The sequence below is a fragment of the Paenibacillus sp. JT31N17 genome (assembly GCF_056269255.1).
The window spans coordinates 17,302-42,345 of record NZ_JBWDNP010000003.1; the positions used below are offsets into that span (position 1 = coordinate 17,302).

Here is a 25,044-nt window from a genome sequence, read left to right on the forward strand (position 1 = left end):
GGAGAGAAGCGATGCGTGCTTACCGGCAGTTTGCCACCGTTTACGACCGTCTCATGGAGGACATGCCCTATTCCGATTGGCTGCGGTTTGCAAGGGAGTGCTGGGACCGCTACGGCATCCCGCAAACCGTCGTCGATCTGGGCTGCGGCACGGGGAGTCTGGCGATTCCGCTCGCTCGCTCCGGTTTTCAGGTATTCGGTATCGATCTCTCGGCTGACATGCTCAGCATCGGGCGGAGCAAATGGGACGAAAGCCCGCAGCAGGCCATTCGGTCCTCTGCAGGCGCCATCCGCTGGCTGCAGCAGGATATGTGCAGCTGGGAGCTGCCGGAGCAGGTTGATGCCGTTATCTCCTTTTGCGACTGCATCAATTATTTGACGGAAGAGGATTATGTGGAAGCCGCCTTCCGTGCCACCTATGAAGGACTTAAGCCCGGCGGCGTCTTTCTCTTCGATGTGCATCCGCCCAGGACTCTGCAGCGTTACGCGGATGAGCAGCCCTTCGTGCTGGATGACCGGGATATCGCCTACATCTGGACGAGCGATCTGGACAGCGAACGGGTGGAAATCGAGCATCATCTGACGATTTTTGTCCGTGAGTCGGATGAGCGGCCGTCCCATTACAACCGTTTTGAAGAGATTCATGTCCAGCGGGCTTATCAGCCGAAGTGGATTCTGGAGGCACTGGCGAGAGCGGGGTTTGGCAAGGTTGAATCGTTCGCGGACTTTAGGCTGGCTGCGCCCGATGACCGTTCTGAGCGGCTCTTCTTCGCTGCGGTAAAATGAAGAATCATCCAGATGTACTCTTGACATGCGTGGGGGTGCTTCTTTATAATCGAACTAATCATTTTAGGTTTGGCGTCGATAAGGAGCAGTAGTTTCCTTGAACTGGATTCAGAGAGCCGGCGGTTGGTGCAAGCCGGACCAGAGGGGTTATGAACTCGCCTTGGAGCCGCACGTGCAAGCAGGCATATTAGCTTATGGCCTGACTAAGCGTGCCGTCCCGCCCGCGTTAAGGGTTCGAGTGAGCAGCGGCAAAGCATGCCTGTTGTTAACTAGGGTGGTACCACGGGAGATAATCCTCTCGTCCCTAGCGTTTACGCTGGGGGCGGGGGGTTTTTTTATGAAAAATATGCGAATAAGCAAATGAAATCGGGAGGCAATGGTAATGTCACAGGAACGTCCAGAGCAGCAAGGCTATAACCCACTGGTCATTGAGCCGAAATGGCAGATGTATTGGGATGAGCACAAGACTTTTCAAACGACTGAGGATTCGGGAAAACCGAAATTTTACGCGCTGGATATGTTTCCGTATCCATCCGGCTCAGGGCTGCATGTAGGCCATCCCGAAGGGTACACGGCTACTGATATCGTCTCCCGCTACAAACGGATGAAGGGCTATAATGTCCTCCACCCGATGGGCTGGGACGCGTTCGGACTGCCTGCGGAGCAGCATGCTCTGGATACGGGAGAGCATCCTCGGGAAATTACGGTCAAGAATATCAATAATTTCCGCAGACAAATCAAGTCGCTTGGCTTCTCGTATGATTGGGACCGCGAATTCAGCACCACCGATCCCGATTATTACAAATGGACGCAGTGGATATTCATTCAGCTGTTTAACAAGGGACTCGCTTATGTGGCGGAGGTTCCTGTTAACTGGTGTCCTGCGCTGGGCACAGTGCTTGCGAACGAAGAAGTCATCAACGGCCTGAGCGAACGGGGCAATCATCCCGTCATCCGCAAGCCGATGCGCCAATGGGTGCTGAAGATCACGGAATATGCGGAGAGGCTGCTTGAGGATCTGGAGGAACTGGACTGGACCGAAAGCATCAAGGACATGCAGCGCAACTGGATCGGCAAATCCAAGGGAGCAGAAGTGACCTTTGCCATCGATGGCTATGAGGAATCGCTGGTCGTGTTTACGACAAGGCCCGATACGCTTTTTGGCGCAACCTACTGCGTGCTGGCGCCGGAGCACGAGCTTGTCGCTCAAATTACGACTGCGAAGCAGAAGGCTGCCGTGGAAGCTTACCAGGAGTCGGCCGCGCGCAAAAGCGATCTGGAACGCACAGATTTGGCCAAGGACAAAACGGGCGTATTTACAGGAGCCTATGCCATCAATCCGGTAAGCGGAGCCAAAACCCCGATCTGGATCGCCGATTACGTTCTTGCCGGATACGGTACCGGGGCCATTATGGCAGTTCCGGGCCATGATCAACGCGACTGGGAATTCGCCAGGCAGTTTGATCTGCCTATAGTGGAGGTTGTTCAGGGCGGGACGATCAGCGGGGAAGCCTACGCCGGAGACGGACCCCATGTGAACTCGCAATATTTGAACGGATTGAACAACGAAGAGGCTATCGCCCTGATGATCCGCAAGCTGGAGGAGAACGGCAAGGGCAAAGGCAAAATCACCTACCGCCTTCGCGACTGGCTGTTCAGCCGCCAGCGTTATTGGGGGGAGCCAATTCCGATTCTTCATCTGGAGGATGGCACGATGAAGCCGGTTCCGGATGATCAGCTGCCGTTGCTGCTGCCGGAAATCGATCAGATCAAGCCTTCCGGGACGGGCGAATCGCCTTTGGCCAATGTGACCGAATGGGTGGAAACGATTGATCCGGAAACAGGGATGAAGGCGCGCCGGGAAACCAATACGATGCCGCAATGGGCGGGCAGCTGCTGGTATTATCTGCGGTTTATTGATCCTAACAACCAGAATGAGCTGTGCTCCAAGGAGAAGCAGGCGCAGTGGCTGCCGGTGGATCTGTATATCGGCGGCGCGGAGCATGCCGTGCTTCATCTGCTTTATGCGCGCTTTTGGCATAAGGTATTGTACGATCTGGGCATTGTGGATACGAAGGAGCCGTTCCATAAGCTGGTCAATCAAGGCATGATTCTTGGCATGAATAATGAGAAGATGAGCAAATCGCGGGGCAATGTCATCAATCCTGATGATATTGTCAATGAGTTCGGGGCAGATACACTGCGGATGTATGAGATGTTCATGGGACCGCTTGAAGCTACGAAGCCATGGAATACCAACGGTGTGGAAGGGATGTACCGTTTCCTCAGCCGCGTATGGCGGATGGCGATCGGGGAAGACGGCGCTCTTCATGCGAAAATATCGGATGCAAAAACGACGGATGCGTTCAAGCGCACCTGGCATCGCACGATCAAGAAGGTAACGGACGATTACGAGCATCTGCGTTTCAATACGGCGATCAGTCAACTGATGATATTCGTCAATGAGGCGTACAAGGCAGAATCGCTCCCACGGGAAGCAGTCGAGCATTTTGTTCAGATGCTGTCTCCACTCGCGCCGCATATCGCCGAAGAGCTGTGGTCGAAGCTGGGTCATACCGGTTCGGTCACTTATGTGGCTTGGCCAGCTTACGATGAGTCCTGGACGATTGATCAAGAGGTGGAAATTGTCGTACAGGTCAACGGAAAAATCCTCGATCGTCTCTCGATAGCGGCCGATACGGAGGAATCCGAGATGGAGAGCATCGCTAAGCAATCCGTTAAAGTGGCCGAGGCGCTTGAGGGCAAGACAATCCGTAAAGTAATTGCCGTCAAGGGCAAGCTTGTCAACATCGTAGCCAATTAAGGATCTGTCAAGGTAAGCAAAGCTGCCTGGTAAAAAGAGGTGAATGGCTTATTAACGCAAAGCATGCGTTATGGGCCATTCACCTCTTTGCCGTATAAGGAGAGCGCGACCCGCTCCAGATCTTCCTCGTATTTGGCATGTGTCGTCCGGATGAGGGCATTAAATACACCGTCAAGCTCGCGGCTCAGCAGCGCAAGCGCCTGGGCGGTTATACCGCCGGGAACGGCTACTCTTGCCTGAAGGGTTTCTGGCGACATGCCTCCTTCGGTGAGCAGCTGGCCGGTGCCATAGAGCATCGCGCTTGCCACAATCTCCGCTTCTTCCCGGGGGATTCCGGTTTCTTCAACCGCCGCGTTGATGAAGCTCTGCAGGACAAAGGCCATGAAGGCCGGACCGCAGCTGGAAATATCCGAGACGATCCGCGTATGCTTCTCCTCAATGGCCAGAGGTGCGCTGATCATGGAGAAAAGGTTGTTCAAGCGGGCTTTATCCGCTTCATTCAGTCTATCGCCGTACATGCATAAGGTTGCGCCGCAGCATACATAATTCGTTATGCTGGGAATGACTTTCGCTATCTTGCAGGGTAGAGAATTTTCCAGCTGCTCAATCAGGACAGGGCTGGTAATCGAGATAACAATCTGATCTTCCGACAGAATCCCGCGAATCTCATCGAGGACCCGTTTATATTCTAGCGGCTTGATGCACAAAAATATCAGATCCTGTCCGATGACGGCATCGCGGTTAAGGGGGACAGCGCGCAGGCCAAGGTGCCGGACGGCAAGCTTTTCCGCTTTGGCGAAGGTACGGTTGCTGGCGGTAATTTGTGACGGTTCAAGCGCACCCGAACCGATAAACGAATCGATGAGCAAGCTTCCCATACTTCCGATTCCGATAAATCCAACATTCATCGTAACCCCTCCTTGGCACTTTGCTCTTACTACCCTATGCAAGGGGGCAAGGCCAACATAACCAAAAGTAATGCAAAGTTTTAGACATTATTGCGGATAAATAAAGGACAGAGGTGACCACTACAATATGTACTCTGAAAAAAGAAGATCCGACTGGAATCGAAAACTGATGATGGCCGCCCTGCTTCTCCTGGGGGCCTTGCTGCTGGTCGCTGCGCTGTATCAATCGGATTCCAGCAAGCCGCCAGGCTGGGTGGCTATGAACAGCCAGGTGAAAGAAGTATTGAATCCGGAGGACGATGAGCCAGGACCTGCTGCGAAGGATAAGATAAAGAACGACGCTCCTGGCGAAGACCGGCAAAGCGGGGGGAAGGAGGTTCCAGCTCCAAAAGATGCGGAACAGGAGGAAGCCGCAAGCTCAACGGATGTCGCGGAGGACACCAAGACCTCAGGCGGAAGCAAGACCAAGGAAGGAGCTAAGGCTGGCTCGGCGGAAGATATACCCTCGGAATCGGGGAAAGGGACAGACGCGAAGCAGGCTGCAAGTGCAGGGGCAGGAGGTGAGAAGGCTATTGAACCTCAGGGAGCCGGCCTGACCGAAGAGGGCAAAATCAACATTAATTTTGCTACGGCTCAGGAACTGGATGAGCTGCCCGGCATCGGGGAAGCCAAGGCGGGAACGATCGTTGCGGACAGGGAGAAGAATGGTCCGTTTCGCTCAGTTGACGATTTGCTCCGGGTCAAAGGAATCGGTCCCAAACTACTGGAAAAAATGAAACCTTCCATTGTTGTTGCGCCTTGATTGTGCGACAATGGGAAAAGCAGCGGCCAGAGCCGTTGCTGCTCAATTCCGGCGAGGAGGATTCTTACATGTCCGAACAACGCAAGCTTTCATTGGAAACGCTATCCGTCCACGGAGGCCAGGAAATCGATCCTGCGACGATGTCGCGGGCAGTACCGATTTATCAAACAACGTCTTATGGGTTCCGCGATACCGATCATGCTGCTGACTTGTTTGCGCTCAAGGAATTCGGCAATATTTACACCCGCATCATGAATCCGACAAGCGATGTGTTTGAGAAGCGTATTGCCGCACTGGAAGGCGGGCCGGCCGCTCTGGCTGTCGCATCGGGTTCGGCGGCTATTACATACGCAATTCTGAACATAGCCGGCTCAGGAGATGAAATCGTTTCCGCGACCAGCTTGTACGGCGGGACTTATAATTTGTTTTCAACTACGCTTCCCAAGCTGGGCATCAAGGTCAACTTTGTCGATCCGCAGGATCCGAACAACTTCGAGGCCGCGATCACCGAGCATACAAAAGCCCTTTTTGCGGAGAGCATTGGCAATCCGAAAGGTGATATTATCGATCTTGAAGCGGTCGCTGCCATTGCTCACAAGCATGGTATTCCGTTCATTGTCGATAACACGTTTCCAAGTCCGTTCTTGTGTCGTCCCCTTGAGCATGGCGCAGATATTGTGGTCCATTCCGCGACCAAGTTTATCGGAGGTCACGGGACTTCCATCGGCGGCGTCGTCGTGGATGGCGGTACCTTCAACTGGAAGGCAAGCGGGAAATTCCCCGGCTTGACCGAACCGGACCCCAGCTACCATGGCGTTATCTATACGGATGCCGTAGGGCCAATTGCATATATTATTAAAATGCGCGTACAGCTGCTTCGCGATATGGGAGCTGCCATTTCGCCGTTCAATTCCTTCCTGCTGCTGCAGGGGCTGGAGACGCTGCATCTGCGGATGGAACGGCACAGCGCCAACGCTTTGGCTGTAGCTCAATTCCTCGAAGCTCATGATGCGGTGGAATGGGTCAACTATCCGGGGCTGCCGAGCCATGTCTCCTATGACCTTGGCCAGAAATATATGCCGAAGGGTCAAGGGGCGATCCTTACCTTCGGTATTAAAGGCGGGGCAGATGCGGGCAAAAAAGTGATTAATGCGGTATCGCTGTTCTCCCATTTGGCTAATGTGGGCGACTCGAAGTCGCTGATTATCCATCCGGCCAGCACAACCCATCAGCAGCTGTCGGAGAAGGAGCAGGAAGCGGCAGGCGTAGCGCCGGGAATGATCCGTCTTTCGATCGGAACTGAAGGCATCGACGATATTCTGCATGATCTGAGCCAGGCTTTGTCGGCCAGTCAGCAGTAGGATTTAACAGGATAGGATAGGATAGGAGAGGAAAAATTACGATGGTTACGGATTCGCGCGAGAGCGCGCGCAAAGACTGGGATACTTACTTCATGGATATTGCCTACATGGTCTCCACGCGTTCACGTTGTTTGAGACGGCATGTAGGGTCTGTGCTGGTGCAGGGGAAGAAGCTGCTCGGGACGGCATATAACGGAGCGCCCATGGGCGTGGCCGACTGTTCGGAGGCCGGCTGCATGATTGTGGAGGAGCTGGAGCTTCAAATTACGGACGGAGAAGAGCGTATGGTCAAGAAGCAGCGCTGTATCCGAACCATTCATGCGGAGCAGAACCTGCTGCTCTTCACCGACCGGATCGACCGGGAAGGCTCTACCGTATATGTGACGGATCAGCCCTGCTGGACTTGTGCCAACATGCTTGCGAACAGCGGAATCAAGGAAATCGTCTACCATCGGAATTACTTGAAGGACAGCGATAAAGTGATCGATCTGATGCGGCAAAAAGGCATTCTGTTCCGTGCATTGGCGGGATATGAGCCGCCGGAGCAGGCGAAAATGAATATCACATCCTGAGTATGGGATGCAACGAAGCATTTTGAGGAAGAACCTCTGTGAGCGCCTATTTGGGCGCTTCAGAGGTTCTTTTTTTTTATTCGAAGGAAGGAGCTTCCCGAAATGAATATGAACAGTCGACCCTTGGTGTTTTTTACTCTCTGCTGGGTACTTGGAAGTGCGGCTGGAGCAGGGCTGCTGTTTCCTGGCCTGCTGCTCGCGGGAGGGGCATTTGCCGTCCTGCTGTTTGCACAGGTGCTGCTGCATCGTTCGACCTTGCTGCTGGCGGCCGCCTGCCTGATCGCTTTTGCCGGTGCAGCGGCAGAACGGGGTTGGTCGGACAAGCATAATGTCAGCGCGCTGCCACCACCCGATCAGGAGGCGGCGGCTCCCGGCACTTCCGCTGCATACAGCGTGGAAGTTTCGGGAACGATTGTCTCGGCTGTCGAGGTGGACGGTGACCGCGCCCAATTTAAAGCGCGCGTGCACGATGCCGCTGTTGCTGGCGAATCAGGACCGCGCAAGCTGAGCGAGCTTCTGCTCGTCAACGTCAAGCTTGCCGAGCAGCCGGATCAGGCCATTGCCGCGGGCTGGAGACGGGGGTCGCATATCGTGATCAATGGCGAAATCAGCGAGCCTGCTGCAGCGACCAATTTTGGCGGCTTCGATTACCGGAGCTATCTTCTCAGCCAGCGCATCCATTGGCTGCTTAAGGCAAATGGCATTTCATCCGTGCAAATAAGCCCCGGTCCGCGTCTGAGCAAGGCTTCTCTATTAAGCCGCATCGATGAGTTCCGTGGATCGCTCGGAAGCCGCATGGACGGGCTCTTCCCAGCAGATCAGGCCGGATATATGAAGGGGCTGGTGCTGGGTATACGCGAGGACCTGGATCCGGAGCAGTTCCGGCAGTTTTCCCAGCTGGGACTGACGCATATATTGGCGGTGTCGGGTCTGCATGTAGCGGTATTCCTCTACGTCCTCGGGGGGCTGCTGCGGCTGCTGCGATTGACCCGCGAGCGCATGCTGCTTATCATGATTGCCGCTGTCCCGTTCTATGTGCTTCTGGCGGGCGGCGCCCCCTCCATTATGCGGGCCGGAATCATGGCCATGCTGGGGTTGTTCGCGGCGCGGCTGAACAAGCTGAAGGACGGCCTGCACCTGTTGTCAGCCGCTGCGCTGCTGATGCTGGTTTGGGATCCCTATCTGCTTGAGGATGTTGGTTTCCAACTATCCTTTCTTGTTACTGCCGGACTCATTCTGGGCGTACAGCCTTTCAGGAAATTACTGCCTCGTGGTAAACGCTCGAAGGCGCTGTTTGATTTGATCGCTGTAACGGTGGTGGCCCAGGCTGTATCATTTCCGCTTACCATCTATTATTTTAATCAGATCCACCTGCTTTCCTTGCTGGCAAACTTCATTCTGGTACCGTTCATCAGCTTCATCGTTATGCCCCTTGGAGGCGCTGCGCTAGTTCTGGACAGTCTATGGCATGCAGGAGCAGCGTGGCTCGGTTCGGTTGCGGAAATAGCCAACCGTTTGAGCTTTGGCATTGTACTGCAGCTAAGCGGATTCCGGCAATTCCGCTTCATTATCGGTACGCCGCCGTTTGGCTGGGTTCTTTATATGTACGCATCAATAGGATTGTGCCTGTCGGTGCTTCATCGCCGGGGCGTGCAGCCAATCTTCGGGAAGTCATCGGAGCAGCCTGACAACGATACCCAACCGATGGGCGGAAAGCAGTGGGTGGAAGAAGATGTTACCCAGCCTCTGGGTTCGCTTCTTCCGAATCACCGGGCAGAGGCTTCTCTTGGCACACCGGGTTCCGGACAGCCTATCCAACCCATCCGCCGAATTATAATTCCCGTTCTGCTTTGCTTGGCGCTGATTGCTCCGATTCTGTGGGCCTATTATCCGAAATGGAACAATAACGATGCCTACGTCAGCTTTCTGGATGTGGGGCAGGGAGATTCCATTCTGATCCGGACAGCACACGGCAAGCATATTCTCATAGATGGAGGGGGCTCGGTGAGCTTTCGGAAGAAAGGGGAGGAGTGGAAGGATCGCGACGATCCGTTCGAGGTAGGACGCAAGGTCCTTGTTCCGTTGCTGCAAAAGCGCGGCGTGCAACAGATAGATTTGCTGGTCATGACTCATCTTGACAGCGATCATATCAAGGGGCTGCGGGCTGTCATAGACAATATTCCTGTAAAGGGAATGCTTTGGAACGGTACCTTCAAGCGCTCCGACGATGCGGTCTCCATGCTTGGCGCTGCCGTTGACAAGGGAATTCCGATGTACCGCAGCGAGGCCGGCCAAAGATGGGAAATCGACGATGGAGCCACCATCTCCTTAATTGGAGGAAAAAGGGATAGTGAATCCGACACTATTCCTCTCGTGGAGGAACAGAATGGGCAGAGCGTAGCGATGATCGTGGAGCTGTACGGCAGATCGTTTCTGCTGACCGGCGATGCCGATGCAGCGGAGGAGCGCGCGATTCTTGCCCGGATTTCTGAATCCGGGGGAGCTTTGCTCGAACAGCCGGCAAGAGCTGGTGTCGGTGAACATGAAGAAAATCAAGCAATAAACCAAACAAAAACAAATGTCATCGACGTAATGAAAGTTTCCCATCACGGAAGTAAAACCTCTTCCACACCGGAGTGGCTTGCCTACTGGCAGCCTCATACTGCGGTTATTTCCGTCGGCAGGAACAATACGTATGGACATCCGAACGGCGAGGTAATGGAGCGTTTAACCGCTGCCGGAGCCGATGTGAAGCGCACGGATCTGAACGGCGAGATTGAGTATCGCATCACTGCGGACAGTCAGTTGTTCGCACGGCAGATGCTTGCTGGATGGCCTTAAAGGGAAATCATTTGGAGCAGTGTTTTTGGACAACAGGAGGATATTGCCAATTATTGTCGAATAAATTTAAAGAAAGGCAGGCTCCACGCAAGAACATTTCAAAAACCAGGTTAAGGATATGCCTGTTATATACATTAACCTGTGTCATCTGAAGATGCGCCTTAAGGCTGGACTGCTTACAGGCATTTTAATGGAATCAAAATTAATTGACCCGCGGGGCGGTGCAAATATGCAGCCGTCTTTTTATGCGGTGCTTGCATATTGGGTGGAATTTCACACTGAAAAGAGGCATCAATAATGTTAAGAGCAGTCATCGTGGATGATGAGCGACCGGCTATTCACCGCTTGCAGCAAATACTCAATGTCCGGGAAGACGTGGAGATTGTCGGTGGATTTACCAAAGCCTCCGAAGCGCTCAAAGCATTTCCGGAGCTGAGGCCGGATGTGGCCTTTTTGGATATTGAAATGCCGGAAAGAAACGGTCTCGAACTGGCAGCGCTGCTGCTGGACATGCAGGAGGATCTGGAAATTATTTTTACCACAGCCTACAGCCAGTACGCCCTGGAGGCGTTCCGGGTCAATGCGATCGATTACTTGCTGAAGCCGGTCGATCCAGGCCTGCTTGAGCGTACGCTGCAGAGAATTTATAAGCGCAGGGAACGGGGGAATTCCCCTAAACCGGTGGAGAGCGCACTTGCACGCATTCAATGCTTCGGCAGTTTCACGATTTTTGGGCGAAACGGAGAGCCGATTCGGTTCCCGACGATGAAGACGGAAGAGCTTCTTGCCTACTTTTTGACCCACCGCGACACGGATCTTTCCAAATGGGCGATATGCGAAGCCTTGTGGCCGGAGCAGGAACCGGAGAAATCGGAGCAGAATTTGCACACTTCCGTATACCGGATGAAGAAGACCCTTCAGGAAAACGGTGTCCGCATCCATCTGGAATCAAGAAAAGGCGTGTATCGCTTTGAACTGCTTGATTCATGCGATTACAGGCAGTTGGTGGAGCTCAGCAGCCAAAGTCAGACGCCGGTTGATCAGTCGCTGGATGATGCCGAGCGGATGCTGCTTCAATACCGCGGCACATTGTTCGGGGACAAGGATTACGCATGGTGCGAGTCGGAGAGGGAGCGTGTTCAGAAGATTTTCGCCGAGCTTGCCAAACATCTGATCCGCATCTGGATGGACGCGAAAAACGTTGATCGTGCGCATGAACTGCTTCAATTCATGCTCGAACGGGTTCCATATGACGAGACGGCGCATGAATGGCTGCTGAGTATCTACGTTCTGCGCAAGGATCGAATTGCTTTCTTCACGCATTATAAAAAAATGGAGGAGTGGCTGCTGAAGGAAGTGGGAATCGCCCCTTCCGCTTCGGTCAGAAGGCTTTATAAAAAAATAAAAACGGAAATGAAATAAACAGGCTCCGGGACGTGTGCGAGGTACACGCTTCGGAGTTTGTTTATTTTCGTTGGAATGACCCGTTTAATGTCGAAGCTTGTCAGCGTTTTGTGAGAATCCTGGCGTAATATAGGTAATTGGAATCAGATTTATAGCTGGGGGGTCATATGTTGATGTTGAATAGCCAAAAGTTGAGAAAATGGCTGGCGGTGACGGCGGTTTTTAGTCTGCTTTTCTCGCTGCTGCCAGTCTGGACTGCGCCGAAGGCGGGAGCTGCAGGCGATGATTTGGAGGTGACTTTTGGCGCAGGTACGCTTATCGGAAATTTATCGCATGAGGCGGATAATTCGTTTCTTAACTTTGCCAGTAATCAGCCGGGTTTCACCAAGAGCGACGGGATCAATATGGATCCTGCCAATGGGGATGTCTTCGTGCATTCAGGAGAATCGGCCCAATTTATCATTAACGTAGCTGACAATCCTGCACTGAAGGCTGTTGCACAAAGCGGGCATGCGCAAGCGATTGTGGGATGGAGCTCCCTTCACTGGACTGAAACATCGGGCGGCTGCGGCTTTTTGAGTCTTGAAAATTGCTTCCAGGGAACAAGAACGTGGATTTACGTGGACGGAACGGAAGTATTGTATGAAGAAGCATGGGACGGCGGGGTTTCGGCAAGAAGTGCTGTGGTGACGATAACTCCGACGACCGAGATTCGGATCGAGGTGAGCGGTGTCAGAGACGGCGTAGACGCTCCGTCGGGACCCAGGGGTTTATTTGTCAAGTTTCAGGACAAAGAACGTCCGGAGTTGACGGATTATACGTTCACCGGCAATGGAGAGGAATGGCCCAACAACAAGATTAATCAGCAGGAGCTTTATGTCAAGAAAGGCGAAAACATTTCATTATCTTACAATTTCAGCGAGCCCGTACGCCCAACGACAGTCGTTGCGGCGAATGCCGATGCTTTTCTTAAGCATCCGCTGTTTGTCAATCCCGCCGGAACCGGTCTGCCGGCCGCCGGGCAAGCGCAGTATTTGACCAGCAAGACATACACGGCAAGCACATTTTCAGCCAATCAAGGGGACCCGTATCAGTATTTCAAGTTTCCTCTTCATGACAGTATTGCGTATCAATATACGGGTACCCAGTACCATAACAGCGGCAACAATCCGCTGGAACCGAAAATACTCATCGATCCGGACGACAATACGTCGGGAGATCCGCCGATAGACCAGCCTTTGGAGAAAAAGTTTAAGGATGCCGTGTTCGCAGACGCAGCCGGCAATGTGGCGGATATTTCGTTTCCCGGTACTGCCAGCGGGGGCAGCAATAATTATCTGGACGGCAAAACAGTTGATCCGTTCGACTACAGCAAAGAGGGCTTCCGCGTCATAGTCGATGCGGTGCCGCCCAAGTACACGAAGGTGGGCAACGGCATACAGCCGCAAATTCTCACCGGCGTCAATCTTAATAATCACGATGCGTTCGATTTCACGCTGCAGCTCTCGGAGCCGGCCGTCGTGAACAGGCAATGGGACGTAACCAGGACGTTCCTGCTTTTGAATAACGGTATGAAAGCTATGTATACAGCAGGAGAAGGAACGGACAAGTGGACCTTCAGTCTCCAGATTGCGGACGGACAGGAAGTGGAAACACCGCTGCTCAAGGCGGTGGCTTTAACGAATGATAAGGCTCCGATCAATCCCGCTACGAATGAGCCATCCGACACCAACGTGCTGCGGGATTATGCGGGGAATATGCTGATCCAGCCCATCAATTATGACGGCGTCTGGCCTGCGGATGTCAACGCCGATGACAGAGCCAATGTCAATTCGAAGATTGACTGGGCAGGGTTGTCAATTGACAATACGCCGCCGGCGATCGGATATCATTTCGAGAATGGCGGAGCCGACAATCAAACGTACCGGAAGAACGGCAAGGTGACGATCGACGCCAACGATCCGCCGCTTATTGTGCCGGTGCTTGATCCGGTGCAGCCCGGAACAACCCGGCCGAGCAAGGGCATCTATCGTCCTTCCAACCTGACAGGATCGAATTCTCCGGCTGTCGGACTGGTCTATTATGTATGGACGCGCAGCGAGACAGACCCTTTCGAAGACAAGGCGGATGATCATTTCGCGGCCCTCAAACGGTATGCGTTGTCGGCCAAGCAGCCCAGAGAGGATATGTATCCCGGCGAGACCGCATTCGCGGCTTTGGATCTTGGCGTTGCCAACAACAAAACGAATCTGATTCCGCTTCCCCCGGAGGCGCTGAGCGCCCAGAACAGCGGCGAATGGTATTTGCATGTCTGGACGGCGGATATGACCTGGGACTCGGCGAGAGAGCTGATGCAGGAAGAGAAGAAGGACAACTATATCCAGGACCATGCTCAAGAGTACAGCGACTGGCTGTCGGCAGCGCCTGGCTCGGAGGCGGACAAAATCTTTTACGCCAACAACCAGGCGCTTGCGGCTGTCGGCAGCTATGGCGATCTGAGCGTATGGCCCCTGGCCGACTTCAGGAACGACGATTCCAACTGGACGCATAATGTGACTGCCGTCAAGGTGGACAACCGTGCGCCGGATATTACGTTTGACGGCACCACAGGGAACGATACGTCCTCCGTTCAGGTCAAGGTGACGGTGAGTGATCCCCACAGCGGAATCCAAACCAGCCAATATCAATGGGTGAAAGCAGGTGCTCAGCCTCAGGACATCGATTGGAAGGATATCCCTGGCTCCGGAGGAACGCTGACTCTGGCCACTTCGAATGACATTATTGAGGACGGCAGCTATGTCCTCTATGTGAAAGCATCGGATCATGCAGGCAATGGGCAGACCCTCACGAGCGAGACCGTGACGGTCAACTCCGCCAATGCCATTACCGGCAGCTTCGATCCTGAGCCCGAAGCCGATGTGTACGTGAACAGCCATGAGGTGCAGTTCCGGCTTGGCGGCTCGCTGCTGCAAACCGTCACCTCGGCTACCTATACGGATGGCGACGACGGCACAGGAGAGCAGTCGGTCATTGACGCGACCTACTCGGATGGGGTTGGCGGCGCAGAGGATCAGACTTTAGTTGCACCGGCGGATGCTGCGGCCGGCCCGCTTTTTGCCGGTTATGCCTTCAGCTCAAGTCCCGTTCATCCTGCCGATGACGGAGCGTTCACACCGCTAGCGGCTGTTGATCAAGCGGAAGACGGAACTTTAAACTACGTGATCCCGGCCGACTCGGCCTTAAACGGAAAGCTGTATCTTCATATACTGGCGAAGCTGGACCAGTCCGGCATGGAGAAGAAATACTACTTTTCCAAAGCCTATTATTTCGATAACCTGCCTCCGGTAGTGACGTTCAGCCGAACCGGCTCCGAATATCCGCGGCCCTCCCAGAGCGTAACGGTGACGGTTACGGAACCGTATCCTACGGCCACTGCCACCGCAGCCTACCAATTCGTCAAGGAAGGCGAAGCGGTACCGGTTGAAAGCTCTTCCGGATGGAAGCCATTGGAGGGCGGAACGGCCGGAGTCGACAATCTGGGGCTGCAGCCGGGCGAAACGGCGCGTTACACGCTCTATGTCCTGGCCCGTGATGGCATCGGAAACGCCGGCATTACGCATACCGGCACGTTCAATATATCCAGGGAGGCTGACGAAATTCCTCCGACCTCTGTGTCAGCAGGCTTGATCTATCTGTATGGCGATACGCTGGACGGCTATACCGCAATCGTGAAGCTGGGTCTTGGCGCAGAGGACAAAACAGGCTATGAATATTCCGTATCCCCGGACAATGGAGCCAGTTGGGTGAAATGGAGCCCTTATACGAATTTCGTCTCATTGAAGGTGCCGACGGACAAGCCGGCGGCGCTGCAGCTCCAGGTCAAATTCCGCACGCCGGGTGGTATCGTCGGTGATCCGGTCAAGCTGGATACGTCGGGTGTCTCTACGCAGCAGCCGGTCTATGCATTGGCGTCGCTTACCACAACGCGGCCGGTGAAGCCAAGTGTAGGCGTCGACATTAACGTCACGGCTCCGCTTGGCATCAAAGTGGTGCCTGCGGCGGTGAATCCGTCCGCTCCGGTCCGGTCGGGCAATACCTTCAAGGTCAATACAAGCGGCGTGTACGCCTTTGACCTTACCGACATTGCGGACAATACCCGAACGGGTACCTTGTACATTTCTGTCAGCAACATCGACGACATATTACCGCATGGTGAGATTGAGTATTTGACTACGATTCCTACCAACGGCAATGTGACGGTTCAACTGGTCGATTTGTCCGAGCCGGCCAGAGTGCTCAATAACAACGGCAGGACGTCCTATACATTTACGGAGAACGGAAGCTTTACCTTCCAGCTGATGGATGAGGCCGGCAACACCAATGACATTACGGCCAACATTGAAAATATTCGTAAAGCGGTGCCGAAGGTCGAGGTCGTCCGCTCCTATACGTACGGGGAGAACGACAGCAAGAGCTACGGCACGGTTAAGGACGGCAGCGGCAATGTGCTGTTTGCCTCCGGCGTCAACCTCACGGTGATCAAAGCAACAGATGAGGCCGAGGACGTCACCGTGACTGCAGTGGACGGCAAGGATACGGTCATGCTGCAGAAGAACGGTACGGTTTCCTTCATTGTCTCCGATCAGTACGGCAATACGGACGTCGTTAAAGAGGTGGTTGACAACATCATCTCAAGCCCGCCGGCGGTCGATTTGATCACATATACATTCGTGGATAATGCGGGCAACCCGCTGCCGCAAAATCAGATCAAGACCGTAAACGGCAAGCAGGCTGCCAGAGGCAATGTGAAGGTGACGCTGACCGGCAAAACGGCGTCGCCGAACCGGGTATTCCTCGGCATAGCTCCGATCAAAGCCGAAAACGGCAGCTATACGAATGGCTTAAGCTCGGAGGACGGAAATTTCAGCTACTCGCGGACCTATTCCGCGAATGGAGTGACGACAGTTGCCCTGTCTGACATCGTAGGCAATGCGGTCAAAGTGCCTCTCGACATTCAGGGACTGGACAATACGCCGCCGTCGATCGAACTGAATCTGCCTTCCGTGGGCCTGATGAAGAAGAATCTGGATGCGCTCGGCCTGGTGAAGGACCCCGCAGCCGGCGGTTATATCGTAACCGCAGACAAAGCCAAAGAGATGGGTCTCGGCGGATTCCAGGTATCGGATAATTTGTCAGCGGAGGACGCCATCCGCGTCATTGTCAGCGGGCTGGATATGAGCAAGACGGATGGCTCTCCGCAGCTTGTGACCTATACGGCTGTCGACCAAGTCGGCAATAAGGCGACAGCCACCCAATATGTGACGGTAGTCGACAAGGACGATATGAGCATATTCGCGAACGGTCTGCTGATATCCGGGTCCTCTGCGACAACGGCGATCTTCGATCAAAGCACGCTTACGTTCAATATTACAAACTACAACGTTGTGAACGTTGGCGGACGCGATCAGGTCAATGAGAAAGGAACTTATGACCTGCTGTATCAGTCCGGACTGTACCGGGAAGGGCAGATGAAATATATCGCAACGGGCATTTCTTACAGCGATTTGGTAAAAGGCAATTTCAAAGTGAGCTTCCCAAGCGCCGGCTGGTACACGATTATAGTCCGGAACCAGGAGCGGGAACGCGAGTTTGCGACATTCTTCATCAGCAAGAAAGGCTAGCGCGAAGTCTCACTGCAAATACGGCTGATCGAAACAGACGCGGTGGCTTGGGCGGAGCTTCTCAAGGGCCATCGCTTACCACCGCGTATCCAAAAAAGAGACTTTACAAGAGGAGGCAGTTCGTTTGAAGCTGTTTACCAAATTGCTTGCATGCGTGCTCGCGCTGCTGCTGTTCCTTTATTCGGGGAGCGGGATCTCGTCCGCTCTTGCGGAGGATATCAGCGCGCCCAAGGTGACGGAGCTGCAAAATGATTTCATTAAAATTACAGTCGACAATGCATCCGGCCGGTTCGGCATCCGGACGGTGGACGGGCAGCCCATCCGCAAGAAGGACCAGAATGTAAGTCTGCTGTTTCAGGGTGACGATCCGGAAACTTCTTTTACGACCTTCATGATTGACGGGACTCCTTATATATTCGGCAATCCATACAAATTCGGCATCGATTTCTTCTCTGAGACATCCAAGCCGAGCATTATCGAGAACAACGACGGCACCAAGCAGATAGAAACGGTCTGGACAATAAAAGGCGTTCAAATCAAACAGGTATTGATGCTGTATGCCGATCCATCCGCCAAGCTCAATGCGGGCAATATCAACATCCGCTATGAGGTGCTTAACAACAGCGGTCATCAGGTGGAGCTGGGCACCCGCATCCTCCTGGATACGATGGTGGGCGGCAATGACGGTCCCGCCTTCCAGATTGGCACGGCCTATGAGCAGCCGCTCACGGTCGAACGGGAGCTGGTGCACAATCCGGAAGATAATGAACAGATTTCTCCGGAAGACAGAGCGTACTATAAACTTCCGCCGTATTGGGTTATGCGGGACAAGCTCGATCTGAGCAAGCCTACGGCGACTGACGTCATGGCTTACGGCTTCAACAACTTTGCCGAGCAGAACATCAATATTGTGGACAGGATGCAGGTCGGACATTGGAACGGTCTTGCCAATACGAAGTGGGATTATACTCCGGATGGCAATCTGGATTTTACGACGGATACGAACGACTACGGAACCGCCGACTCCGCCGTAGCTTTTTATTGGGATCCGAATGTGATCGCCGACAAGGCGTCGCAATCATTCGAAACCGTCTACGGTCTGGGCGAGCTTGTCGCTCCGGACAAGGTATTCTCCATCCGTTATCTGGATACGCCGCTGCAGCTGGCTGCGAATGAAGACGACAGCGCATATGTCGATGAAGGCGTCTTTGATATCAACGCGGAAGTGGAGAATCTGCCCTCATTTAATATGGAACAATCACAAATCGAGGTCATTATGGAGCTTGATGACGGACTTGATTTCGTCAAGCTGGATGATCAGGGCAATGTGGTGAGAAACACAGACGGCAGCGCCCAGACGGAACAGGGGCGCAGCAAGAAGCTGACCTTCAAGAAGACGGCCACTCCGGCGGAAGCGGAGCAGGGCATTATTCCGAAATACAAGCCCGGCGATACGGTAACCGCCACCTTCAAGGTGAAAGCCAAAGGCAAGTCCTGGCCGACAACCAGACAGTACATGCTGACGGCTAGCAGTCCGGAAACGGAGAAGACGCTTGCCGGGGAAGAAGATCAGGGCATCAAGGCGCAGTATGAGTCCAACAAAGCCAGCTTCATTCTGCTGCCGGCTGTCGGGGAAGCGGTGCCGACAACAGCCTACGGCCTCTCGCCCAAAGAGAACTACGCGAGCGATGTGAAATATATTACGGTCAATATGACGAATATCGACGCGTATAATACCGGCAATGACTCGGCCGAACCGAACTTTGACCTGTTCCTGGAGAATGTGGCCAGCGGCGAGCGCTACAAGGTGCCGGTCAAAAGCTCGGTCATTCTGCAGCCGACGGACGACGGCTTCTCCGGTGATATGCGCATCACGTACCGGGGCGGCGATCAGGTAGACGACAATGGTGTGGCTATCGAGGACAAGAGCGGCCTTGGGCCGGATCTGCCGCTTGGCGAATACCGGGTCCAAATTGACTACAAAGGCGATACCGGAGGCAATGCGGATATTGCTTCAATGTACAGCGTCTCGACGAAGCAGACATTTATTGTCACGGACAATGACGCGACCCGGATCCGGGAAGCGCAGCTTATGGCTGTCTACAAGCAAACGGTCGACTTAAGCTCCGTTCCCCTAACCATGGATCAGGAGCAATTGGATGAGCTTAACGAGGCTTATCCGACGAATGGTTTTGGGAACGCCAGTGATCCCTACATTGCCGTGAACCATTATAAATCGGCGATGACCTATCTGAAAATCGCAAGCGGGGCCGTGGATTCGGGATTCGATATGGGTCCGTTTCTGGATAATGATTCATTGGCGGAGCTGCCGGCCTATGAATACAAGCTGTTTGATTCCGAAGAGGAATTCGAGGAATTCTTCGACTCGGAGGAGCATCCCGAGCGTGAAATGCTTGTCAGCATTCGCGGAATGATCAAGGAATCCGGCGGAAGCGGCGACAAGCAGGTCGTGGTGGACACGAAGACCGAGCCGGCGATTATCAATGACGCCGTCGCCTATCAGGGCAAGGATATGGTGTTCGTGCGCGGCAAGCTGGATGCTTTCAATCTGTCCGGTCTTGCGGGCTATAATGACATGCCTTTCTTCGACACCTTGTTCGTGAAAGGAGACGGCACGCTAAGCGTCGCCAGCAGCGGCTTCGTGTTCCATAAGGGAGAATGGACGCTGGACTTCTATAACGGCTTCGATAAATCGTTGGGTGAAGGCTACTCTCTGTTCCCTGAGGATTATCCGCAAAGCGGCGGGAACCCGATGGACTTAAGTCTGAACGGCGGCCTGCAGTGGGCGTCGGGAGCGCTTGGCGACCAGATCAACCCGCTTCGGCAGGTGACGGTGCCGCTCGTATATTTCAACAAGCACAGCCTGTTCGCTGTGCCGGGATTTTCGTTTAGCGGGTTTGGCATCAAGTTTAACGACTTCGTGCTCAGACAGGGCGGCGTATCCTTCGGCGGGAGCATTTCCCTGAGCTTTATCAATGCCGAGGTCCGCAACGTCATCTTCAACGACAAAGGTTTTGTCGGAATCGATGCGGCGCTCAAGTTCAATCTCAATGAAGGAATCGGATTGATCGAACCGGAGGACTCCGATGAGGAGGAAACCAGTGAAGCCGAGGATCCTGACGCGCCCGGAAACCCTGACACGCCTGGAAATCCTGATACACCTGGAAGTCCGGGCGGCGGGGGCAAAGAAGAAGAGGAAGAACCGGGCAGCCCTAGCGGCGAAATCGATATTGTGCATTTTGTGCAGCCTGTGGAGGATGTATCGAATCAATACGGCATAAAATTCGACGCCCAATTGAAAAGCATGACGGAAATTTCCGCGGAACTTTCCTTCAAGCAGGTGGCAGACGGCCGGATCTTGCCCGATGTCATTGCATTCGGAACATCGCTGCCGGCGCCGGGCATTCCGATTGCCGGGGCGCTGAATTTGACTGCGCTGCGGGGAGCGGTGCGTGAACTGGCCGATACGATCGCAGGAGGAACGAAGGACGATCCGTTCCCGCTTACGCTGCAAGCCGGCGTGGGCTTGCGATTCGGGGTTGCGCCGGCTTACTTCTTCGGCGATATCGACATGACCTTGAAGCGCACGGGCATTAAGCTGGAAGGCACCATGGATTTTTCCGCGGTGGCCGAGCCCGAGGACGACCAGTTGATCAAGATGCTGACCATGGCGCTGATTGAAGCGCAGTGGACGAGTCCGTGGTTCGTGCATATGGCGGCGGAAGTGGACATCGGCGGCTGGAATCTGATTGTGGGCAAGGTCGGGATTTTTGTCGGACAAAATCTCGAGAAGCACCGGATTGACTTCGAAGGCTATATCGGCGCGAAAGTGCAGATACCCGAGGATGTGCCTGTCGTAGGCGGGATGCCGCTGGCCAGCGTATTCTTCGGTCTCAATAACGACAAGATCTGGGGCAGCATCGGTATCTTGTTTATTTCCCTGGGGATTACATACTACTGGGGCGGCGGTGTCGAATTCGGAACCTCGGGCGAACAGCTTCCCGACGGCTTTGCCGATCTGCTTATCAATGATCCCGAGCGGGGACCGCGCCTGCTTGTTATCGGGCAGGGAATGAAGACGGTCGCGACCTCCTGGGTGGATGCCGAGAAAGAGACGCAGCAGATCACTTACCGGGAAATTTCCGAAGGCGTACAGCTGCTGGATAACGGGTCGATGGACATCGGCGTCGGCGGGATTACGGTATCCAATAACGGACGCATTCACGAAATTCCGATGAGCGGCGTGAGCGGAAACGCCATTATCGAAATGGAGTATACCGATAAGGAAATGCCAGGCTTTACTCTGAAGGACCCGGGCGGCAAGGCGTATCCGGTGGTTTTCGACAATACGAATACGAATCCTGACGCGAATGCCTTTACGCAGTATATTTCTGCGGCTTCGTCCAGCGACAAGGTGGATCACCGGAAGGCCTATATCATTCTTCCCGAGGATAAGGTCAAGAATGGCGGCAGCTGGACGCTTACGGCGCAATCGCCTGTCGAAACCCGTCTGATTAATGTGCCGACGGTTCCGCAGCTGAAGCAGGTGAACCTGACGCAAAGCGGAGCAGACACAAATAAATTTACGGCAAGCTGGACCGTGGACAACGCCGAGGCGGGCGATACGGTGGACCTCTATTTGACGGAGAATGCCGTATCCTCGAACACGGCCAAGCTGGCCAACGGGCAGGAGGTGCTCGATCCGGGCGATCCGGGAATGCTGCTCGCCAAAGGACTGCCGGTTGGCAATAACGGCGGCAAGTCCGGCTCCGCGACAAGCGGCAAAACGGACATCGACGTCACCAAGGTGAACATGCTGGGCGGCGAGGAGGATATCCGGGGGCTGCTGCAGCAGGGCGATTACTACCTGCGTGCAGAGCTCAAGTCGGCATCCACCTTCGGCACCAAATCGTCGCCGGAGAAGATCAGCATCGTCGATCCGCTTGCGCCAAGCAAAGTAACCGATGTGGAGATCAAGCCTGCGGGCGACGGATACTTCTCGCTGTCCTTCAAGCCGGCGGCGAAGAAAGCCGGTCAGGAATCGTTCGAGCATGATTACGTGATCACTGCGCTGCAGGATCAGAACGGCAGCCTTGCGCCGTATCCGAATTTTGGCGACATTCTGTTTACCGGTCAGGAGCTGGCCGATCACTGGAATGCGTCAACCGGCAAATACGAGGGCATTCTGCTCGGCGGCTGGTCCGCGACGACAACCGACAATACTGTTGATCACAGCAGCCTGGAAGGCGAGACACTGGATCCGAATAAAGTCCAGTACTCCGGATTGCAGGTCGGACAGAAATATGTCATCGGTGTCGAGGCTGTAGTCAAGCCTGACAAGGAAGCGGACAAAAATGAAAACTATCATTATGCCGAGAGGGTCGACAGTGTGAATACGCTGCTTCCGGCGCCGGTCAAGCCGAAGCTCGAGCAAACCAAGGATTTCTCGGCGCCGACCGCCAGAATCGACATCACGACGAAAAATACGGCGCAGCAGAGCATCGAGCTGTACTCCGATCTGCCGAACGTTGAAGTAGAGGCGATCAATGACGGCAAATCCATCGGCAAGGCAGCTCTGCAAAAAGACGGCGAGGGCAGCCATGGGGTGCTGCAGCTTGATCCGTTCACAACGGACGGCACATATGCGGTCGAGCTGCATGTGACCAACTCGAAGACGAGGGACAGCTCTGTCAAGATGCTGTACCTGACCGTGGATACGATCGCTCCGATTTTGTATCTGAACGAGCCGATCACCGGGGATAGAACGATAGACGGAAAAATCCGTTTCTCCGGCCAGACGACCAAGGGCGACGCGCTGGAGGTGCTGGACGGCACGAACACTACTCCTCTTACCGTAACAGAGGACGGCAAATTCTCGGGAGAAGCGGCTGTCAGCTCGGATGCCCCGACGGTAGAACTGACGGTACAGGCTCATGACAAAGCGGGGAACTACAATCAAGCGGTCGTCGAAGTGACGAACGACAAATTCCAGGCTCCGACAGAGATCGCCATCCAGAAAGCGGGAGCGCAGCCGGGCGATCGGGAGCTTGGCTTGAAGCCGGGCGACAAGCAGAAGCTGCAGGTCGTGCTGTGCATGCCGGAGGGCGAAGCAGCGGAAGGCAAGCCGTCATGCAAGGAGGTTACGGCCGCAAGCGATCGGGTCCGCTATACCCTTTTGCAGGGAGATTCGGTGACCTTGGCCGATGACGGAACGATCACTGCGGAAGAAACAGGGGCGAGCCTGATTCAGGCAAGCTACGAACTGGCTGACGGCGTCACGCTTGAAGCGATGCAGGCCGTTTCCGTGGAAGTGCCTGAACCGACGGGGCTCGGTCATTTGGAAGCTTCAACGTCTCCGATCGCTTTTGAGAGCGCCTTGACCGAAGTCAAGATAGACAATCCGGGAGAAATGCTCGGCTATCAGCTGGTTTACAACGTATTCTCGCAATTGGAGACTGCGAGGCAGCCATCATTGAATGAGGATCTGAGCGATTGGGACTTCCTTCCTGAAGACGGAGTGGTTGCTGCCCAGCCGGGCAACATCATAGTGGTGGCGAAGCGGACCTCTTCGGACAAAAAGGCCGTCGCGGCTTCAGCTAAGCTTACCGCCCAGGTATGGCAATCGGTAGGCGGATTTTTCGGCGGAGCGGGGGCTCCGGCCGTAGGTCCGAAAGATCCGGCGCTCAGCCTGAACGACCAGCCGTTTGACGCGCAGCGGACAGACGACGGCAGGCTGACCGCCCGGATTACGACCAAGGATATAACAGACGATACGTCGGATATCCGGATTGTATCCAGGGATTCATCATTGAAGGGCTATACTTTCCAATTCGAGAGGGCGCTCGTTCAGCAGACGGCGGACAAGGGCCGGCGGATCATCATTGATGTTCCGGCAGGCCGCCTGACGCTGACGCCCGATATGCTGGCGGGAATGGACAAGGATCTGGAAGTTTCCATCGATCCGAACGACGCTGCTGCGCTTAAAGCGCTGGAACAAATTGCGGATGACTCGGATGCCTCCATGCTCGGATCAGGAGAAGGGATTTCGATCCGTACGAATCTTCCAGCAGCCAACTGGCATTCTTACGCCGCCGCCCGCATCGCGGTGCCGGGTGCAATCAAGCCTGAGGATATAACCGCGGTCGTGCTGAGAAGCCCGGAAGGGGCATGGACCACGCTGCCGTGGAAGCTGGAGCGGTCCGGCAATCAGGCCTATGTGAACATACAATTGACTGGAAGCGGCAGTCTGGTGTTCATGCGGAAAAGCACATCGTTCACCGATGTGAAGGCCGGCTCCTGGGCCAGGCAGTCGATCGATCAGGCAGCGTCCAAAATGTTTGTGATGGGCAGAGGCGCTGGCCTTTTCGATCCGGACAGCAATATTACGCGTGCGGAGTATCCGACGCTGCTGCTCAGGGCCGCAGGCATGATGAATAAACAGGCGGGGGCATCCTTTGCCGACGTCAGGAAGCAGGACTGGTATTACCAAAGCGTAGCCATTGCCGCGCAAATGGGCATTGTCACCGGAATAGGCGACGGTTCATATGGTCCGGGCGCGACCATTTCGAGGATTGAGGCGATGACCATGGCGGGCAGACTGTTGAACGCGCTCGGCCGCGGCGGCGATCTTACAGAGGAGAAAGCTGCGCAATTGCTACGCACATTCGCGGACGGTCCATCCATTCCCGAGTGGGCCAAGCTGTCAGCAGCGCTTTGTATTCAGGAAGGCATCATTCTGGGCGAGAATCAACAAATCAACCCAACGGATAGATTGACACGGGCACAGGCTGCGGCAATTGTGATGCGGCTCGATGCCCTGATAACCGGAAAATAACGACAGGCAGC

At 54.5% G+C, this 25,044-nt stretch carries 10 protein-coding genes and 1 other annotated feature; of the genes, 9 read left to right on the forward strand and 1 reads right to left on the reverse strand.

Features of this window, described 5'->3' with window-relative positions; all coding sequences use genetic code 11:
- The first annotated feature begins 11 nt into the window (after positions 1–11).
- Entirely contained in the window at positions 12–785 is a 774-nt protein-coding gene (locus AC0YOB_RS11825; protein ID WP_475793011.1) for a class I SAM-dependent DNA methyltransferase, read from the forward strand.
- Between the two features lie 66 nt (positions 786–851).
- Positions 852–1,094: a binding site (T-box leader), on the forward strand.
- Positions 1,095–1,167: 73 nt separating this feature from the next.
- Entirely contained in the window at positions 1,168–3,609 is a 2,442-nt protein-coding gene (gene leuS, locus AC0YOB_RS11830; RefSeq protein WP_475793012.1) for a leucine--tRNA ligase, read from the forward strand.
- 68 nt (positions 3,610–3,677) lie between these two features.
- Here the strand turns inward: leuS and comER are convergent, their stop codons facing one another.
- Positions 3,678–4,517: a late competence protein ComER gene (gene comER, locus AC0YOB_RS11835; protein WP_475793013.1), complete on the reverse strand. Its 840-nt coding sequence runs from the start codon at positions 4,515–4,517 to the stop codon at positions 3,678–3,680.
- A gap of 127 nt (positions 4,518–4,644) precedes the next feature.
- Here comER and AC0YOB_RS11840 point away from each other — a divergent pair, with 127 nt between their 5' ends.
- From AC0YOB_RS11840 to AC0YOB_RS11870, 7 genes are all read left to right on the forward strand, one after another.
- Positions 4,645–5,319, forward strand: a complete 675-nt coding sequence (locus AC0YOB_RS11840; protein ID WP_475793014.1) for a ComEA family DNA-binding protein — start codon at positions 4,645–4,647, stop codon at positions 5,317–5,319.
- 68 nt (positions 5,320–5,387) lie between these two features.
- Positions 5,388–6,680: a homocysteine synthase gene (locus tag AC0YOB_RS11845; protein WP_475793015.1), complete on the forward strand. Its 1,293-nt coding sequence runs from the start codon at positions 5,388–5,390 to the stop codon at positions 6,678–6,680.
- A gap of 41 nt (positions 6,681–6,721) precedes the next feature.
- Positions 6,722–7,252 (forward strand): deoxycytidylate deaminase, encoded by a 531-nt coding sequence (locus tag AC0YOB_RS11850; RefSeq protein ID WP_475786306.1) that lies wholly within the window; start codon positions 6,722–6,724, stop codon positions 7,250–7,252.
- Positions 7,253–7,354: 102 nt separating this feature from the next.
- Complete coding sequence (locus AC0YOB_RS11855; RefSeq protein ID WP_475793016.1) at positions 7,355–10,093, forward strand: ComEC/Rec2 family competence protein; 2,739 nt, start codon at positions 7,355–7,357, stop codon at positions 10,091–10,093.
- A 297-nt stretch (positions 10,094–10,390) separates the two neighbouring features.
- The gene (locus AC0YOB_RS11860; protein ID WP_475793017.1) at positions 10,391–11,515 is read left to right on the forward strand and encodes a response regulator; all 1,125 of its coding nucleotides are present in this window, start codon (positions 10,391–10,393) and stop codon (positions 11,513–11,515) included.
- A gap of 155 nt (positions 11,516–11,670) precedes the next feature.
- Positions 11,671–17,178 carry a hypothetical protein gene (locus AC0YOB_RS11865; RefSeq protein ID WP_475793018.1) on the forward strand — a complete coding sequence of 1,836 codons (5,508 nt, stop codon included), beginning with the start codon at positions 11,671–11,673 and terminating at the stop codon, positions 17,176–17,178.
- 124 nt (positions 17,179–17,302) lie between these two features.
- The gene (locus AC0YOB_RS11870) at positions 17,303–25,033 is read left to right on the forward strand and encodes an S-layer homology domain-containing protein (protein WP_475793019.1); all 7,731 of its coding nucleotides are present in this window, start codon (positions 17,303–17,305) and stop codon (positions 25,031–25,033) included.
- The last annotated feature ends 11 nt before the right edge of the window (positions 25,034–25,044 follow it).